This window comes from Prevotella sp. AM23-5 (assembly GCF_003473645.1).
Classification (GTDB): Bacteria; Bacteroidota; Bacteroidia; order Bacteroidales; family Bacteroidaceae; genus Prevotella; species Prevotella copri_A.
The window spans coordinates 1-17,986 of record NZ_QUCG01000028.1 but is presented as its reverse complement, the minus strand read 5'-3'; the positions used below and the strand labels follow the sequence as shown (position 1 = coordinate 17,986).

Genomic DNA, 17,986 nt, shown 5'->3' with positions numbered 1-17,986 from the left:
TTTCAACACCAAATATTTTGCGTTGTCTCCGTTTTGCATTATCTTTGCAGAAGATAAGCTGCACTCGGCAATGTGAAAGCAAGCTTTCATTGCGCTCACTTGCATTATCTTTGCAGAAGATAAGCTGCAGAAGCAGATGCAAAAGTACTAATACTTTTTGAAATGAGAATGAAATTAAGAAAAATAAACAATAATGCCATCTTGGGCGCCTGCGTCATCATCATGATGCTGCTTTGCGCTCTCAGTATCAGCCAGCCTCTCATCTTCGAGAAACAGATGGCGAGCCGCGAAGCTGAGGTAAAGGAGAAACTGATGCTCATCCGTTCTGCCGAAGAAAGATACAAGGCGAAGTACGGAGTCTATACCGGCGATTTTGCTGTCCTCATCAAGGCAAAGTATCTCAAGGCTGAGGATACCCTCATCCCTTATTCCGATGGCAGGAAATTCTCGCTCGCCGCCACTACCATTATCCATAAAAGCGGAAAGCAGATTCCGCTGATGGAATGTGGAGCCACCTACGAAGACTATCTCGATGGTCTCAACGAGGAGGCGATTCAACAGGTAACAGAAAAAGCTTCCGATGCCGGCAACTTTCCTGGATTAAAGATCGGAGACATCACCAAAGACAACGACAATGCAAGTAATTGGTAAAAAAAGAACACAGCAAGCACGACTCACCATCCGTGTGAGCAAGAATACACTCAGCTTCTCGGTTGTAGATCGTGAAGCCGAGCACCAGTTGATATACGAACCTTACACTGTGAAAAGCGGTGTATCGATAGCAGCCAACCTCAGACAGGCTTTCGGCGAAAGCGAACTTCTGCAGCGCGGCTATCAGAAGGTGCGTGTCTATATCGATACGCCTATCCTGCTGGTACCTATAGAGGAATTCCACGAGGAAGACCTCACCGTGCTCTATCAGCATGCCTTCACGGGCAGCCACAGCGATGCCATCCTCTACAGGGTGCAGCCGAATCTGAATGTGGTGGCTGTTTTCCCAATCAACAAGGATCTGAAGATGGTGATAGAAGACAACTTCCAGGATGTGCGCTTCACTCCTATCATGCAGCCGATGTGGAACTATCTGCACAAGCGTAGCTTCACGGGTATCTACCACAAGCTCTATGCGTATTTCCACGACAAGAAGGTGGACATCTTCTGTTTCGAGAAAAACAGATTCAAGTTCTACAATTCCTTCCAGGCTGATCATGCCAAGGATGCACTCTACTTCATCCTCTTCGTATGGAAGCAGCTGGGATTGCAGCAGATGCAGGATGAGCTGCATGTTTCGGGCGATATTCCGGATAAGGATTGGTTCCTCTACAATGCCAAGCTCTATGTAAAGAAGACCTTTCTCCTGAATCCAAGCGCCGAATTCAATCGTGCGCCCATCACGGAAATCAAGGGAATGCCGTTCGATCTGCTGACGCTCTACTTAAGCAAGTAGGAGTGGATTGTTAAAAGCTGATTTTAAAAATTGATAGTTAAAAGTTGATAGTTAAAAGTTAATTATGAGAATCATAACAGGACAATATAAGGGTCGCCACTTCGACATACCACGTTCGTTCAAGGCGCGACCAACTACAGATTTCGCAAAAGAGAACATCTTCAATGTTTTGCAGAATTACATCGATTTCGAGGATGCCACTGCCCTCGACCTCTTTGCCGGCACAGGCAGCATCTCGCTGGAACTGGTATCCCGTGGATGCAGCAGAGTCATCAGCGTAGAGGCCGACCGCGACCATGCCAACTTCATCCGCGAGTGTTTCAAGAAACTGGGCGAAGACAAGGATCTTCTGATTCGTGGCGATGTATTCCGCTTCCTGAGAACCTGCAAGCAGAAATTCGATTTCATCTTTGCCGATCCGCCATATGCGCTGGAGAAACTTCCCGAGATTCCAGACCTCGTACTCAATGGCGATCTTCTCAACGAAGAGGGCATCTTCGTTTTCGAGCATGGCAAGAACTACGATTTCTCCGACCATCCAAGATTCCTGGAGCATAGAAGTTACGGAAGCGTAAACTTCTCGATATTCAGATAAAATCTGCTGATTGTTTTAAAGCTTTTGCCCTTACAGGGCGAAAGGGGAAAATACAAGGCTACCCAGGGCGATGCCCTGGGCTAGGAGCTTCTGCCCTTTCAGGGCGTATGGAGCAAAACATCCGCGTAAGATATCAGCACGGCGATACCCTCACCTGCTTTCAGGGCGTAATAGAGCAAAACATCCGCGTAAGATATCAGCACGGCGGATACCTCACCTGCTTTCAGGGCATAATGGAGCAAAACATCCTCCCTTTTTACAGCAGCGGCGAAAGCAATCTTACGATACTCTCGAACAATCTTTTCAGGAATGGGCGCCTTACGAAATACGCCACATCATCCACCAGAATGCTGTTGGATTCATCCTTCAGATAAATCCGCTTGATTCTCTGCGCCATTTCCTCATCATAGAAGAAGGCATTCGCCTCGAAATTATTCTCGAAACTGCGGAAATCCACATTCGTGCTGCCCACGGTACAGAGGTTGTCATCGCTCACCAGCAACTTGCTGTGATTGAATCCACCCGTATAGAGATAAACCTTCACGCCAGCCTCTATCGCCTCCATCAGATAAGAACGCGAAGCCCACTCCACCATCCTGGCATCTGAATGCCTAGGCATCAGCAAACGGATATCTACTCCCGCCAGAGCCGCCGTGCGCATCGCAAAGAGCACAGGTTCGGTAGGCAGGAAATAAGGCGTCTCCATATACACATACTTCTGCGCCTGAAGCAGAATGCGCACATATCCCTGCATGATATCTGGCCATGGAGCAATCGGACTGCTCGTTACTACCTGCACCAGACAATTATTCCTGATCTTCGAATCCACCGGCGGATAATACTTTCGGTTTGACACCAAGGTGCGATCCACAAAATACCAGTCTATCAGGAAAGCACGCTGCAGGGCATACACGCCTCCGCCCTCCATTCTCAGATGCGTATCGCGCCACTTCTGCTTCCCGGTGCCCTTCACATAGCGCTTGGCGATGTTCATGCCACCGATGAATCCTACCCTACCGTCTATCACGCATATCTTACGGTGATTGCGGTAGTTCACCTTGCTGGTAAACGCAGGAAACCTTACCGGCATGAACGAATGCACATCGATGCCTGCTTCTCTCATGCGCTCAAAGAAGGAATCCTTCACCTTCCAGCAGCCCACATCATCATATATCAGTCTGATTTCCACTCCCTGCTCCGCCTTGTCTATCAGGGCATCAGCTACCAGATAACCCAAGGCATCATCCTCGAAGATGTAGGTATCCAGATGGATATGATGCTTCGCCTTACCTATATTATATAATAAGGAGAAGATGAATTCATAACCATCGGTAAAGATCTCCACCTGATTGTCCTTAAACGGGAATGCCCAGTTCTGATTGGTAAAGAGATTCATCAGCGGCTTGTTGTTGGCTGGGATATGCAGATTCTCCTGCTCGGCAAACTCCAGCATCGATCGCTTGGTCAACTGGTCCATGCTTCTATCGCTGATCAGCCGTTCCTTTCTCGTGTTCTGCCCGAAGAAGATGTAGAAGATGATTCCCACGAAAGGCATGAAAGCGAGCACAAGAATCCATGCCATCGTCTTGGCGGGCTGTCGGTTGTCCATCAAGACGGTGATGATAGCGGGAATCATGATTGCCATATAAAGCAAGAGATAAATCCAATGAATATATATCATACCTTTCTTTTTTTATCTAGTTGAATACCGAGTTGGTCTGGCTGGCAAGCAGCGAGTTCATCTTCTTCAGTTTCATAAACTCCTCCACCAGCTCCCTGTTCGAAGGATTTCTGGCAAATTCCTGCTGCACCTCTATCAGTCGCTGTGCGATATAATGTGTGCGGAAGCTCAGCAGATCCTTGAAGACAAACTGGCGCAGCTTTTCAGCGTTCAGCTGCAGCTGCAGACTTGCCGTAGAAACCTCCTGTTCTCCCGTCGGCAGACTGGCAATTCTGCTCACCTCCGGATCCGGATGGTTGGCAAAATAGTTTTCCGCCACGAAGTTCTCATCCTCCAGATGCTCCAGCGTTTCCTGCAAGATTCTGTTATAAAGATCGTTATGAAATCTGAACTCATCGCCCGACATATCCAGATAGATATATTGTGCTATCGGCAGTTCAATATCGTTGCCCTCCACATCCTTCACTACGATATGCTTTTCTCCGTGGTGTATGATCAGCTTCACCAGCAGGTCTTCCACCTCCAGCAGCTTGTCCAGCGGCGTCACGCCCCTCATGGCAGCCTGCATTCCCTGCTGTGGGGCAGTAGCCTTCGGGTCTCTCAGCCCAGCTGCGCGCCGTTCAGCCTTCACCTGCTCGCTCATACCGTTTCTCACGAAGTTGTTCAGCGCATTCACGATAATCGCCTCGTTCACGCCCAGCCGGTGGGCGCAGTCGGTGATGTAAGAGGCTCGGGTAATCTGGTTCTTGATCTTCGAGATGCTCTCCACGATGCTGTTGATAGCCTGGCTTCTCTTCACCGGATCGGTCACGCCGTTCAGCGAGAGATCGGTCTTAAACTGTATGAAGTCCTTCTGGTTTTCCTCTATGTATTTTCTGAAATCTGCAGCGGTATGGCTTCGGGCAAAGCTGTCCGGGTCGTTTCCATCTGGCAGGAAGAGCACCTTCACGTTCATCTCCTCCTCCAGCAGCATGTCGGTACCTCGCAGCGCCGCATGCACGCCCGCAGCATCGCCGTCGTAAAGCAATACGATGTTGCTGGTGAATCGGTGGAGCAGTCTGATCTGATGGATGCTCAGCGCCGTACCCGAGTTGGCCACCACGTTTTCGATGCCGCACTGGTGCATGGAGATTACATCCGTATATCCCTCCACCATATACACGCAGTCTTCCTTGGCGATGGCCTTCTTTGCCTGATACAGTCCGTAGAGTTCACGCTCCTTGTGGTAGATGATACTGTCGGGCGAGTTCACGTATTTCTGGCTCACACCCTTGGTACGGGTATCCAGCACACGTCCGCCGAAAGCCACCACCTTTCCGCTCACACTCAGCCACGGGAAGATGGCGCGCCCGGAGAATCGGTCCAGATACTTGTCCTGTCCGCTCTTGTTGCCCGCTTCCTCCTTGTCCACCTTGAAGCAGAGACCGGTATCCACCAGGTATTTCGGCTGATATCCTTTCTTCACCGCCTCGTCGAAGAGTGCCGTGCGCTGGTTCAGGGCGAATCCCAGTTGGAATTTCCGGATGATGTCGTCTCTGAATCCTCGGCTTCTGAAATACTGCATGCCGATGGCTCTACCATCCACATCATTCTGCAGGATGTCCTGGAAGTATTTCGCCGCCCATTCATTCACAATGAACATCGATTCGCGTTCGCTTTCGCGCTGCTTCTCCTCGTTGGTCATCTCGCGTTCCTGAATCTCGATATGGTATTTGTTAGCCAGCCATCTCAATGCCTCTGGATAGGTCATCTGCTCCAGCTCCATCAGGAAGTTGATGGCGTTTCCACCCTTTCCGCAGGTAAAGCAGTGGCAGATGCCACGCGTAGGAGAAACGGAGAAGGATGGATGGGAATCGTTGTGGAAAGGACACAAGCCGACATAGTTGATGCCGCGCTTTTTCAGCGTGACGAATTCAGACACCACCTCTTCTATCTTGGTGGAGTCCATAATACAGGCTATGGTCGGTTTATCTATCATATTTTTCTATCTTATTTTATGATGCAAAATTAATACTTTTCTCTGAAAACACAAAACATTTAGGGAAAAAGACGTACAGAAACCGCATGGAAAGCCAAAATGAAACAAATAATAAAGAAAAGATTACATTTGACAAAGTAAAATACGATGAATATTCCTACCTTTGCAGCCATCAAACAACAAATACATAAACATATTTTTTATATGAGACTTAACAACATCAAGAAAGTATTTTTAGCTTCCGCTGCTCTCCTCTCAGCCATGAGCATGAGTGCAGCAGAGAGATTCGTCAGTTTCAAGCAGGGCGATCTGCTCATCAACGGTAATGACAAGGTAGAAATCTATATGGACGCCAACGACTGCCGTGGCGTGAGCTATGCTGCCAATGCACTGGTCAGGGACATCAGCAAGGTGAGCGGCTCCCAAGCCACCATCACCTCCAACCGGAAGGCAACCATCCTCGTGGGAACCATCGGACATTCTGCTGCCATCGACCAGCTCATCAAACAAAAACGCATCAACGGAAATCTGCTCAAGGGCAAGCGCGAGAAATTCATCATCACCCTCGTAGATCAGCAGCTCGTCATCGCAGGAAGCGACCGCCGAGGCACCATCTATGGCATCTACGAACTCTCCCAGCAGATGGGCGTATCGCCTTGGTATGACTGGGCAGACGTGCCTGTGGAGCACCACGACTCCATCTTCGTAAACAAGGGAATCTATACCGATGGCGAACCAGCCGTACGCTATCGTGGCATCTTCCTCAACGATGAGGCACCTTGCCTCACCTCGTGGGTGAAGAATACCTACGGCACCGAGTATGGCGACCACCGGTTCTACCAGCGCGTATTCGAGCTTATACTGCGCCTCAGGGGCAACATGATGTGGCCAGCCATGTGGGGCTGGGCTTTCTATGCCGACGATGCGGAGAACGAGAAGACGGCAGATGAAATGGGCGTGGTGATGAGCACCTCCCATCATGAGCCGATGGCACGCAACCATCAGGAATACGCCCGCAACCGAAAGGGATGGGGACCTTGGAACTATCAGAAGAACAAGGCTAACCTGCAGAAGTTCTTCCGTGAAGGCATCGAACGAATGAAGGGAACCGAACAGATTGTAACCATCGGCATGCGTGGCGACGGCGACGAGGCGATGAGCGAAGAGGCTGATACCCGACTGATGACCAACATCATCAACGACCAGCGCAAGATTATCGCTGATGTAACGGGAAAGAAGGCTAGCGAAACACCGCAGGTATGGGCACTATATAAAGAGGTATTGGATTACTACGACAAGGGAATGAAAGTGCCCGACGATGTAACCCTGCTGCTCTGCGATGACAACTGGGGCAACGTGCGCCGTGTGCCTAATGCCCAGGAACGAAAGCACAAGGGCGGATGGGGACTCTACTACCACGTAGATTACGTGGGTGCGCCAAGAAACTCGAAGATGCTCAATGTTACCCCCGTGCAGAACCCTTGGGAGCAGTTGACACTTGCCTATGAGAACGGCATCGACCGTCTCTGGATTCTCAACGTGGGCGACCTCAAGCCGATGGAATATCCTATCAGCCAGTTTATGGACATGGCGTGGAATCCTCATAAATACTCAGCGAACAACATCACCCGCCACACCCGCGACTGGTGCGCCCAGCAGTTCGGAGAATCGCAGGCTGACGAGGCAGCAAGATTACTCAACCTCATCTGCAAGTACAATGGTCGCTGCACCCCGGAGATGCTCGACAAGAACACCTATAATTTGGAGAACGGCGAATGGCAGGAGGTGGTGAACCAGTATCTCCAGCTCGAAGCCGATGCCTTGCGCCAGTACAACAGTCTGCCGGCAGCCTATCACGATGCCTACCGTCAGATCATCCTCTTCCCTATCGAGTTGATGAGCAATCTGCACCAGATGTACTTTGCCCAGGCTCAGAACCATGCTCTCTACAAGCAGAACAATCCGAAGGCGAACATCTGGGCTGATGAATGCGAACGCTTCTTCAAGCGCGATTCGCTGATCTGCGACTTCTACAACCACAAGATGTCGGGTGGCAAGTGGAACGGAATGATGACACAGAAGCATATCGGATACAAGAGCTGGAATGATGATTTCGAGAAGGATACCTGTCCGGAACTCTTCCGGGTAACCTCCAAGGATGGAGTGATTATCAGCGAAAACAACGGCGTGGTAGAAATCGAAGCTCCTTACTATAGCAGCAAGACGGATGCTGCCGAGGCAAAATGGACAGAGATTCCATTCATGGGCAAAAGCGTATCGGCAATGACTCTGATGCCTTATACCAAGAGTGTAAAGGGAGCCAGCATCACTTACAAGTTTAAGATGCAAGTTAGCAAGACTTCGGTTGGCAAAACTTCGGATGACAAGGCATTTAATGGCAATGTTTCCAATGGCAAGCAGAAGGTTCGCATTCATGTGATTACCAAATCAACCTTGGATTATCTCAACAAGGGCGGCTTAACCTATGGTGTAAGTTTAGATGGCGCTTCTCCTGTAGAGGTTAACTTCAACAAAGATTTGAACGAGAAGCCGGAGAACATCTACAATATCTATTATCCAACGATAGCCACTCGCATCGTGGATCAAGTGATAGAGTTGGAACTGCCGGCTACTGCCGATGGCATCCACACCCTCACCCTCACTCCTAACGACCCAGCCATCGTCTTCGAGAAAATCGTGATTGATGGAAGAGGAGGGAAAGGGAGAGTCAAGGTAATATAAAGGTATAATATAATAATAAGGTTATAGGCACGCCCCCGAAAGGATGCGTGCCTATTTTTATAAAAAAAATGGTTAATTTATTTGGTAATCAGAAAGTTTCCTCGTATATTTGCAAAAATTATCAAGAGAAATCGCTTATGTGCAAGTATGAAGAAATAGAAGGTTGGCGTCTTTCCAATGGCAAGACCATCCGAAAGATTAAAAAAGCCGTACATGAGAAGATAAATTTTGGGCGAATATATCTCATCATTAGCATTTTGCTTGCTTATATGGGAACTATTAGCATGCAAGCTCAATCATGCGAGGGACGAGTGTACCTAAAGAATGGTATCCAGCAACTCTATGAAAGTAATGACCGAATAGACTTGCCACGCAAGAAAAAGGATGTTCAAGTTTATAGAAACTTCTTTTCTCGCCAATGCACTAGCGATGTGATACCTTTCGCCAACATTGATTCTGTAGTGGTGTGGAATGCAACCTCCAAGCAAAACGTACGCACACTTGTTCCTTTGGAAAATGTGGGATGGAGCTGGCTATATATCAACCACCCACGATTGCAAGTCTATATTTATGCCTCCCAAGGTTATTCCGTGACGGACATGGGAGGAATGAAAGCTTGGCAAGGTAACACAGTAGCAGCAATGTTTTTCATCCCAAGCAAGACGGCTTGCGACTTCTATGTCAGACAGACTGATGGCAAGCTTATATGTCTGGGAGATACCTATAAGAAATGCGACAAATCCTTTATCCGAGAACTTTGCCATTGTGTAGGACTTTCGCAGGAATGGGAAAAGAAACTCATTGGACTAGGTGAACACAACCGAAGTTCTATGATACAACGAGTGATAGAAGTATTAGATGACAAACAATAAATAACAACTAAAAGGAATCATTATGAAAGCAATGAAGTTTTGGCTGCTCATGGCAGTAATGGTGGTAGCGATAGCTGCACACGCTCGCAAGAATGACGACCCAGAAATGCGTCATGTTCGCCTCACTATGATGGATGGCAAACAGATAGAGGGCTACATTCCTAAGAAGTACATGGGGTGGGCGCTAGAATATCAAGTAAGACTTGCCGAGAATCCAGATGGCAAAAAAGCCAAGAAGTACGATGCTGAGAAAGTAACCAAGATGGAATGGCTTGCACTCACTGAGGAACACCCTGAAGGCGAAGTGTGGGAACATTGCCAAACGATAGCACGTAATTCGATTAGGACTGTAAAAGAGGATCGCCTTATGGAACTCCTTTACCGCGGCAAGAATGCATCTGTCTACCAAGTTCACGTATTTCTGCCTGGCAATGGCATAAACACAGGAAACTCTTGGGCTACTTGGTATGCACTGAAGCCTAATGGACAGGAAAGGGCATTTATTCTTTACAATGCAACGCTTGGCAAAATGGGAAGCCTGGATAGACAATTCAAGGATCAAAAGGAATATGAGGGACTGAAGGATTACATTCTTGAATGGTGGAACAAAGATAAGTCTTTAGCTAGGAAGCAACTGAATGATGGTGTAGCTATCTTTAGCCATATCTATGATGAATGGAAAGCAGCTTCCAGTAAACAATAATAGTTCCTGCGGAGGGCACTTTCGTGACCTCCGCAGGAACTATTATAATGATCGGGATTAAGATTCTCCGACTACCAGGTTGAAGAAACATAGTTTCGATTTTCTACCGCACACCTCACTAAGCAGCACTAAACTAATTCTTACACAATAAATTAGGTAGTGTGCGGTGTTCAGCCATTCCGCAAAGATATCATTGGGCAAGACGGCATCAATACAGCAAACCTTTCTCAACCTTTCATTGAGTATCTTATTCTCCAGATAAGCCTCAGCTTCTTCTCGGCAGGTAATCCCATAGAAGTTAGCAAAGGTACTACTTTTTTGAATCCACCAAATGCTGGGGTATAAATCCTCCTTTTATTCATTCCGAATGAGCAATTTCTGTTATTTTTGCTCATTCAGAATGAGTAATTCAGAGCAAAATCACTCATTTCGAATGAGTATTTCTTGAAATTGGCAAGGGTGAGATGGATGGTAACAATGTTGTGACTTATATGATGCAAGGAAGCAACCATAACGATGCAAGGAAGCTATTATTACGATGCAAGGAAGCTATTATTACGATTGCTTGACATTTGTCATGCGATTACATGACACTTATCATACGGTCGAATGACAAATGCCGTATAATCATATGACATATACCAATGTTTAAATAAACCTAATATTTTACACCAAAAGATTCAAGTTATCACATTATTATATATATTTGCATCATCTTTCATAGAAGACAAAGAATATAGAAAACAACGAAACATCAAACAACAAGAAATATGGAACTGAAATACGACATTTACACTCTCAACAATGCCCAGGGCACAGGAGAAAAGCGCCAATACGTTCGTATCGTGCAGCATGAACCTATGACCGAGAAGCAACTGCAAGAGAAAATCCAGAACCGCTGCTCACTCACCAAGGGAGATGTGGCTGCGGTGTTGGCAGAGCTTCATGACCTTTTGGTGGAAGAATTCTCCATGGGACACCGCTTTTACATCCCAGAAATTGGCTACTTCTCCATGTCGGCTAGCCTAGAGATGCCTGAGGAGAATCCTGACAAGAAGATTACAGGCAAGGAAGTACGCATCACTGGCATCAACTTCCGTCCAGAGGAAAAGCTGATGAAGGAAGTACAGCGCAACGTCCACTTTGTCCGCTCCCTTTATTCCAACCAATCTACAAAATACTCCGAGGAAAAGATGTTGGAGAATATCAAGGAGTATCTTCAAAAGAATCGTTACATCACCACTCGCATCATGCGCATCCACTTCGGCTTGACTCCATACATGGCTCAGAAGTGGCTCACTCATTTCTGCGAGAAAGATATCATGGTGAAGGATGGAACTCCCCATGCGCCCATCTACTTCTTGAAGTAGCTGCTGACGGTTACGTTCATTCTTCTTTCACCATAAGCAAGTGAATCACAAAGGATTACGCAAAAGGTGAAAGAAAAAAAAATGAAATTGAAAATTAAAAATAAGAAAAGCTCTGTTACCATTTTTGATAGTACAATGACAGAGTTGGTAACAAAGCTAGTAACTATGTCACAAAAAAATATGAGCAACTTAACATTATCAATAACAACCATCGGCGACTTACTTCTTCACAAGAAGATAACGAATGGTGACAAGCCTATAGAAGATGTTAGTCTTAACATCCCAATCTATCAGCGTCCATACAAGTGGACAGCACGCAATGCCATCCAATTACTAGATGACATTATCGAGGCGATGAATAGCAACAAGGAAAAGTATAGAGTAGGCACCCTCATCTTGCACCAAGAAGAAGAAGGGCGTTACGACATTGTAGATGGTCAGCAACGTACCATAACATTCTCCCTGTTGTTAACAGCATTAGGCGAAAAGAATATCAGCTTCTTACGGCAGCCAGTTTACGATAATGAGCATAACTGCCGAAACATCCCCAACAACTTTCAGGCATTGTGTCGCCGCCTAGGCAAGAAGGCGGAAGATGAAAACACAAAGAAGAAACTAATGGAGGATGAGCACAAAAAGGAAAGAGAAAGATTAAAAGGATATATAGAAAATAATTGCGAGCTAATCGTTGTAATTACAGAAGATGTATCTGAGGCATTCCAGTTCTTCGACTCTCAAAATGCTCGTGGCAAAGCACTCTATCCTCACGACTTATTGAAGGCATATCACCTACGAGAGATGGCTGGCATCAGCGAAGAAGAAACAGAAAGAATAGTCAAGGGATGGGAGCAAGTTTCTCAAAGCAACTTGGCAAACCTTTTTGGCAACTATCTGTATCGTATCAAGGAATGGGTAAATGGCAACAAAGCGGATGTACTTAATGAACATAACATTCAAATGTTCAAGGGCATTACTCGCTATGCAAAAACTCCTTATGCCCAGTTCTTCAAGGCTGCATATTGCTATGCTGATATGGTTAATTCATCTGCTATGCCATTCGTGTCGGGTATTCGCAACATCAATGCATTTCAATTGAACACACCTATCATAGCAGGTAAACCATTTTTCGAATACACTAAGCATTACTATAAAATCTTGAAAGATATTCAAGACAATAGTAAGTACGAAGGCTTTTACATCAACGACAATGAGATAGTAAAGACTCTCGATAAATATTTCAAGCGAGGTACAGGTAATGGTATAGCACGTTTGTTGTTTGACACATCAGTCTTACTTTACGTAGATAGATTCTGCCCAGAAACATACCCAACCAAAGAAGACTTGGCGCAATTTGAGCAATTCGTAATCTATGCCTTCATTTGGGCTTATTCCCTGAGAGCACAATATCGAAATTTGGGATGGTTGTCTGCACAAAACTATATTATGGGCGAGAGTAACAAATTTGGTATCATTAATGGCTTTAATATGTACAAATTAATTGCTCGACAAGATTCCCCAGCATCACTTCTCAGTACCCTCGCCGACAATCTGTGCACTCTATCAATCGGAGACATAAATGATAGAAGAGTGCTTGAAAGCACTAGCACCGGCAGAAAAATAGATGAAGAAGAAGACGGAATACACTGCAACTATCTATTCTTCTTCAAGGAAAATGGTTTTTATAAATAATGACAAGAATGAAAGATTTATCACATATACTGAAAGAATGTTCTATAAAAGACATCTATTATGGCAATAGTGGCACAGCTACCACCTATAAGATTCCTATCTACCAGCGTAATTATGCTTGGGAACGAGATGAAATTTTTGCATTAATAAAGGACATCCATGACTCCATGGTCATAGACAAGCCTGTATATTACATTGGCACGCTTGTTACATTCAAACGTGATGAGAATGTATTTGAAGTGATAGACGGACAACAACGCCTTACCACAATATACATTATCCTCACAGCTATGGGCGAGAAGTTAGGCAACAGACTTGCATATTCCTCACGTAAAACTTCTACGCAAACAATAACTGCTATGTCTAAGTTTGAAAAGAACAAGGAAGTAAAAGATTCCGATTTTGGCGAGGAATATGACCTTGGCATAAAGAATGGCTATAACTTTGCCAAAGAAGCACTAAAGGATGTCAATATGGACAAATTCAAGGAGTATTTCTTGAATCATGTGCATATCATACACTATCGTGTACCTAAAGATGTAGATTTAAACCATTATTTCGAGGTGATGAACTCTCGTGGCGAGCAGCTTGAAAAGCACGAAATTGTAAAAGCCAAGTTGAGTGCTTTATTAGAGAAAGAAGATATGAAGAAGTTCTGTCAGATATGGGAGGCTTGCAGCGATATGAGTTTCTATATCCAGCAGAAGTTACCCAATATGTATATACAAAAGGAATTACCTAATAAGAAAAACGTATTTGGGACAGATATGAGCAATTTCATCCCACAATCATTTGAAGAATTATACATTGAGTCAAACCATACCGATGATAAAATGACCACAAAGTCGATTGCAGAACTTTTAAATGCTCCTGTAAAAAAAGAAATTGCAAAAGGCGATTGCGATAGCAACGATTCGTTTCAGCCTATCATTGATTTTCCTAACTTTCTGCTCATTGTTCTCAAAATTACAAGAATGCAAGAGAAGGGATTCAATCCATCTGAGTTCACGCTGGATGACAAGGAACTTATCAATGAGTTTGACAAAGTTAAGCTCACTCCAGAATTTGTAAAGCAGTTTGCCTATAACCTGCTATTGGCAAAATATTATCTCGACAACTACATGGTGCACCACATAAATGGTGAAGATAAAGCCATTGAGAATCCTTGGAAACTACAATATTACTGCAAGAAAGGTAAGGGGAAGTCTGCCTACATGACTGATTTGATAGACTATGACAAGTCTAAGCAAAGAGAATTAGTTCATCTTCTATCTATGTTTGAGGTGGCATTTACAGCCAAACAACGCAAGAATTATCTCTTCTATTGCTTGTTGCATCTATTCAATGACTGGGATGAAGATAACTATTTGAAATTTGTGAGAAATTTAGCAAACAAGTACTTCTTCGATGTATATTTGGATGCGAACAAACTGAACGAAAGAAACCAGCCTAAGCCAAACAGCTTCGATGAAACTATCATTCAAAATGGCAAACTAAATGTAGGATTAAAAGATATCAACCGTAACTTCAATGGCATCTATCCACAAGGCTCAAGCAACATTCCTCTCTTTGTGTTCAATTATACCGACTATAGATTGTGGAAAAAATATGCAGACGAATTGCGAGGCAACAGAGCCAAGAAAGGTTCAAAAGCAAGAAGTGAATTCTTTATAGCTTTGGGATGCGGCGATTTCGGTCTCGAAACATTCGACGATTTCTATTTCTCTCGAACCCGCAAAAGCCTAGAGCATTACTATCCGCAGGCAAAAGCAGGAGAAGATAAGCCTATCACTCCAGAAGAGATAAACTGCTTTGGCAATTTTGCCATGATTGGTTCCGATGCCAACAGTTCTGGATCCAACTGGAATCCTACAGTCAAAAATGAATGTTATCTTGATTCCAAATCAAACCAAGTAAGTGTGGCATCCTTGAAATTCAGAATCATGTTGCAGATGTGCCAAGACAATAAAGAGTTAAAAGAAGGTGACAAACGAGACTCTGGTTTTGAATGGAACGCCGATGATATGCAAAAGCACCAGGAAAAGATACTAAGTATCATCATGCAGCCAACGCACTAGAATTATACAATTAAAACAGAAAGAAGATATGAAACATTCACTTAACAGAGAAGAGCTTATTGAGCAGCTAAAGGAACTGGCTGCTCAAAAGCTGCCAATGTATCTGGCAAATCACATGGGAGCCATGTGCTATGAACCTTCGATGATAGATAGTTTTTCCACGATATGCCAACATTGCCATCGTCAATTGACCTATCAAGCTTTCCACTGCGATGAAGAAATGTTCAACTCCATCATCAAAGAGATAAAAGATTTGGGATATGATGCGTCTCTTGAAGTAATATGTGGTTCATGCGCCCTAGAAGCGAAGGAAGAAGCAGAGTTTTTCGATTTACCATTTACTTCCGAAGATGATATCTGTGAGGAAAATGCGTACCATCTTTTCTGCTTCAAGACAAAAAGCGACAAGGACTATCATCAAGCTATAACTGATATGGAATCACTTTATGACTATCAAGCCGTATTGGCATTCTTAAAAGGAGAGTCTTATTTTGAAGATAGTTATGACCGCTACCATAGCTTCATGGATGAACAAGACCCTATCAAGAGAATGACGGGAATTGGAATAAATGAAAATGATAGCAATGAAGAATAGCATACCCATACTTCCGAAGTCTGTCGCTTTGGAACTGACATATAGGTGCAATCACCATTGCTTGTTTTGCTCATGCCCTTGGTATGCGCCTAACTCTTCGTATCCATTTGGGAAAGAGCTATCTACCACACAATGGAAATGGGTAATAGAAAAACTATACGACTATGGAGTAAAGACATTTTCTTTGTCTGGCGGAGAAGCATTGCTAAGAGAAGACCTTCATGAAATCATAAGGCACATCAGAACAATTGGTAATCAGAGGAAAATAGATTATCCCATCATACTCATCTCCAATGGAAGACTCATGAATGAAGAACATCTCAAATTCTTCAAGGAAATGAATGTTCATCTTAGCATGAGCCTTCCTGGGTATCAATCTTTTGAAGAACATACTGGAGTTGATAATGCAGACTACGTGTTAGAATGCTTTTCGAAAGCAAAAGAAATCGGCTTAGAATGCACAGCAAACATTACCGTTACAAAAAAGAACTATTATGAGCTATTTGAGACCATATCGCTTGCCCTCATCAATGGAGCTACAGATATTCTTCTCAACCGTTTTCTGCCTGGTGGGCGTGGTTTACAAAACATGAATGAGCTAAGTCTCTCGATGGAGCAAATCAATAGAATGCTTGATACAGCGGAAAAGGTACTAACATTAGCTAATCGCTATGGAAATGTGGGTACAGAAATTCCGAAGTGCATCATAGCTTCAGCCGATTCGTACAAAAGAATGCATGTGGGGTATCTATGTGCTGCGGCAAAAGGTTTCTTCGTTATTGATCCAGCAGGACAGATAAGAACCTGCAATCATTCTCCTCACATCGTAGGAAATGTTTTCGAAGAACCTTGGATTAAGGATACTGATTATTGGAACAAATTTGCATTCCGCTCTTATCAGCCTACAGTCTGCAATGGATGTTCATCAGTTAAGGATTGTGATTGTGGATGCAGGGAAGTAACCAACATTCTAGGACTTGGCATCAATGGAATAGAGCCCAACTTAACTCTCAAGAAGCAATAGTTTCTCTATTAACATAGCTTGTTCACATTAATTATCGTTAAATCTGCATTTCACAAGCCATTCATTATCAGTAATAGTAACCTCAGGGAAACTGAGTAACCTAATCATGCCTTCTTGCAAGTTTGGAAAAAACTTACTACCTTTGCACCAGAAAAAGAGAAAAGCTCTCTTTAAGTTACTAATATTGATTATTGATTCTATACATTTCATCCAATCGATTGGACGGTTTTACTTTAATTTGTCCAATCGATTGGATGAAATTCCATTTTTCTAAAGTTTGAAGAAGCCTAATCTTTCTCCCCTAACCATTCTTCCAATACCTCGCAATACTCATCATTTTGCTCGGCAAATGGCATGTGTCGGGCTCCTACGAAGAGATGCCACTTGGAATCTTGGATACCATCGTAGAGCGTCTTTGCTACCAATGGAGTACAGAGGTCGTTGGTGCCACTCATCACCAAGCAAGGCACTTGGATTTCGCCCAGACGGTCGGTGTAATCATAATCACGGAGCGTACCAGTAGGAGTGTATTCGTTTGGTCCCCAACCATAAAGATAAGCCTCGGCACCTGCACGTTTCTTCCGGCGAAGACACTCTGGGCTATCCTCCGTTACCTCGCCTGCACAATGCAAGAGCATGAAGTGCTCATTCGCCTTGGCATACGCCTCGCTAGAAAAGTCATCCTTCGCCTCTGCCTCTGCAATGGCTTGCTGGTCTTCCTCCGACATAAACTTAATCATGCGATGCTGCTCGCTCGCCCACAGTTTGCTGCTCGAAAGGGTACTGCTGAGGATGGCTGACTTCACGCCCTTTGCTTGCTTCTCTATCAGATAGATGATGGCAAGCATGCCTCCCCACGACTGTCCCAAGAGATGGAAATGGTCGATGTGGAGATAGTCGATGAGGGCACAGAGTTCTTTGAGCCAAGTCTCTGGTGTCCATAGTTCGGGATGTCCCTCCACGAATGAGTTGCCACAACCCAACTGGTCATACATGATGACGGCTCTGCCCGTCTCCGCTACTCTATCCAAGAGTTCGAAGTAATTGTGAGTACTGCCTGGTCCACCATGCAAAAGGATGATAGGGTTCTTGCCCTCTTCCGTTTTACCTACGATACGATAATAAGTTTGATAGCCCATGAAGGGCATATATCCTTCCTTGATTTCCATTGTCTTCAAATGTTTTTATCCTTAATTCCGCAACACTATAATT

The 17,986-nt window shown here is 44.7% G+C and carries 15 protein-coding genes; 11 read left to right on the top strand and 4 right to left on the bottom strand.

Annotation, left to right across the window (positions count from 1 at the left end; genetic code table 11):
* The first annotated feature begins 168 nt into the window (after nucleotides 1-168).
* From DW657_RS08580 to rsmD, 3 genes are all read left to right on the top strand, one after another.
* Nucleotides 169-651, top strand: a complete 483-nt coding sequence (locus DW657_RS08580) for a hypothetical protein (protein WP_118312197.1) — start codon at nucleotides 169-171, stop codon at nucleotides 649-651.
* On the top strand, nucleotides 635-1,447 hold the full coding sequence (locus DW657_RS08575) for a DUF3822 family protein (RefSeq protein ID WP_089545024.1): 813 nt from the start codon (nucleotides 635-637) through the stop codon (nucleotides 1,445-1,447). Before DW657_RS08580 ends, DW657_RS08575 begins: the two co-directional genes overlap by 17 nt.
* A 64-nt stretch (nucleotides 1,448-1,511) precedes the next feature.
* The gene (gene rsmD / locus DW657_RS08570; RefSeq protein ID WP_118312196.1) at nucleotides 1,512-2,042 is read left to right on the top strand and encodes a 16S rRNA (guanine(966)-N(2))-methyltransferase RsmD; all 531 of its coding nucleotides are present in this window, start codon (nucleotides 1,512-1,514) and stop codon (nucleotides 2,040-2,042) included.
* A gap of 256 nt (nucleotides 2,043-2,298) precedes the next feature.
* On the opposite strand, the gene cls is transcribed toward rsmD, so the two are convergent.
* Nucleotides 2,299-3,723, bottom strand: a complete 1,425-nt coding sequence (gene cls / locus DW657_RS08565) for a cardiolipin synthase (protein ID WP_118312195.1) — start codon at nucleotides 3,721-3,723, stop codon at nucleotides 2,299-2,301.
* 16 nt (nucleotides 3,724-3,739) lie between these two features.
* Nucleotides 3,740-5,701, bottom strand: a complete 1,962-nt coding sequence (gene dnaG, locus DW657_RS08560; RefSeq protein WP_118312194.1) for a DNA primase — start codon at nucleotides 5,699-5,701, stop codon at nucleotides 3,740-3,742.
* A gap of 204 nt (nucleotides 5,702-5,905) precedes the next feature.
* Between dnaG and DW657_RS08555 the strand changes: the two genes are divergently transcribed.
* From DW657_RS08555 to DW657_RS08545, 3 genes are all read left to right on the top strand, one after another.
* Nucleotides 5,906-8,443, top strand: coding sequence for a glycosyl hydrolase 115 family protein (locus DW657_RS08555; RefSeq protein ID WP_118312213.1), 2,538 nt, complete (start codon nucleotides 5,906-5,908; stop codon nucleotides 8,441-8,443).
* Nucleotides 8,444-8,511: 68 nt separating this feature from the next.
* Nucleotides 8,512-9,315, top strand: a complete 804-nt coding sequence (locus DW657_RS18160; protein ID WP_187360478.1) for a hypothetical protein — start codon at nucleotides 8,512-8,514, stop codon at nucleotides 9,313-9,315.
* 22 nt (nucleotides 9,316-9,337) lie between these two features.
* Nucleotides 9,338-10,018 carry a hypothetical protein gene (locus DW657_RS08545; RefSeq protein WP_118312193.1) on the top strand — a complete coding sequence of 227 codons (681 nt, stop codon included), beginning with the start codon at nucleotides 9,338-9,340 and terminating at the stop codon, nucleotides 10,016-10,018.
* A gap of 57 nt (nucleotides 10,019-10,075) precedes the next feature.
* Here DW657_RS08545 and DW657_RS18670 read toward each other — a convergent pair whose 3' ends face one another.
* Nucleotides 10,076-10,351, bottom strand: coding sequence for a DUF1810 family protein (locus DW657_RS18670; RefSeq protein ID WP_118312192.1), 276 nt, complete (start codon nucleotides 10,349-10,351; stop codon nucleotides 10,076-10,078).
* Nucleotides 10,352-10,788: 437 nt separating this feature from the next.
* Here DW657_RS18670 and DW657_RS08535 point away from each other — a divergent pair, with 437 nt between their 5' ends.
* The 5 genes from DW657_RS08535 (at nucleotide 10,789) to DW657_RS08515 (ending at nucleotide 16,774) form a co-directional block, all read left to right on the top strand.
* Nucleotides 10,789-11,388, top strand: a complete 600-nt coding sequence (locus DW657_RS08535) for an HU family DNA-binding protein (protein ID WP_118312191.1) — start codon at nucleotides 10,789-10,791, stop codon at nucleotides 11,386-11,388.
* Nucleotides 11,389-11,568: 180 nt separating this feature from the next.
* Nucleotides 11,569-13,077, top strand: a complete 1,509-nt coding sequence (locus tag DW657_RS08530) for a DUF262 domain-containing protein (RefSeq protein ID WP_118312212.1) — start codon at nucleotides 11,569-11,571, stop codon at nucleotides 13,075-13,077.
* 8 nt (nucleotides 13,078-13,085) lie between these two features.
* The gene (locus DW657_RS08525; RefSeq protein ID WP_199658327.1) at nucleotides 13,086-15,155 is read left to right on the top strand and encodes a DUF262 domain-containing protein; all 2,070 of its coding nucleotides are present in this window, start codon (nucleotides 13,086-13,088) and stop codon (nucleotides 15,153-15,155) included.
* A gap of 28 nt (nucleotides 15,156-15,183) precedes the next feature.
* Nucleotides 15,184-15,750 (top strand): hypothetical protein, encoded by a 567-nt coding sequence (locus tag DW657_RS08520; RefSeq protein WP_118312189.1) that lies wholly within the window; start codon nucleotides 15,184-15,186, stop codon nucleotides 15,748-15,750.
* Complete coding sequence (locus DW657_RS08515; RefSeq protein ID WP_158577338.1) at nucleotides 15,731-16,774, top strand: radical SAM protein; 1,044 nt, start codon at nucleotides 15,731-15,733, stop codon at nucleotides 16,772-16,774. The genes DW657_RS08520 and DW657_RS08515 overlap by 20 nt, the downstream gene beginning before the upstream one ends.
* A 287-nt stretch (nucleotides 16,775-17,061) precedes the next feature.
* On the opposite strand, the gene pepI is transcribed toward DW657_RS08515, so the two are convergent.
* Nucleotides 17,062-17,943: a proline iminopeptidase gene (gene pepI, locus DW657_RS08505; RefSeq protein WP_118312186.1), complete on the bottom strand. Its 882-nt coding sequence runs from the start codon at nucleotides 17,941-17,943 to the stop codon at nucleotides 17,062-17,064.
* Nucleotides 17,944-17,986: the final 43 nt, after the last annotated feature.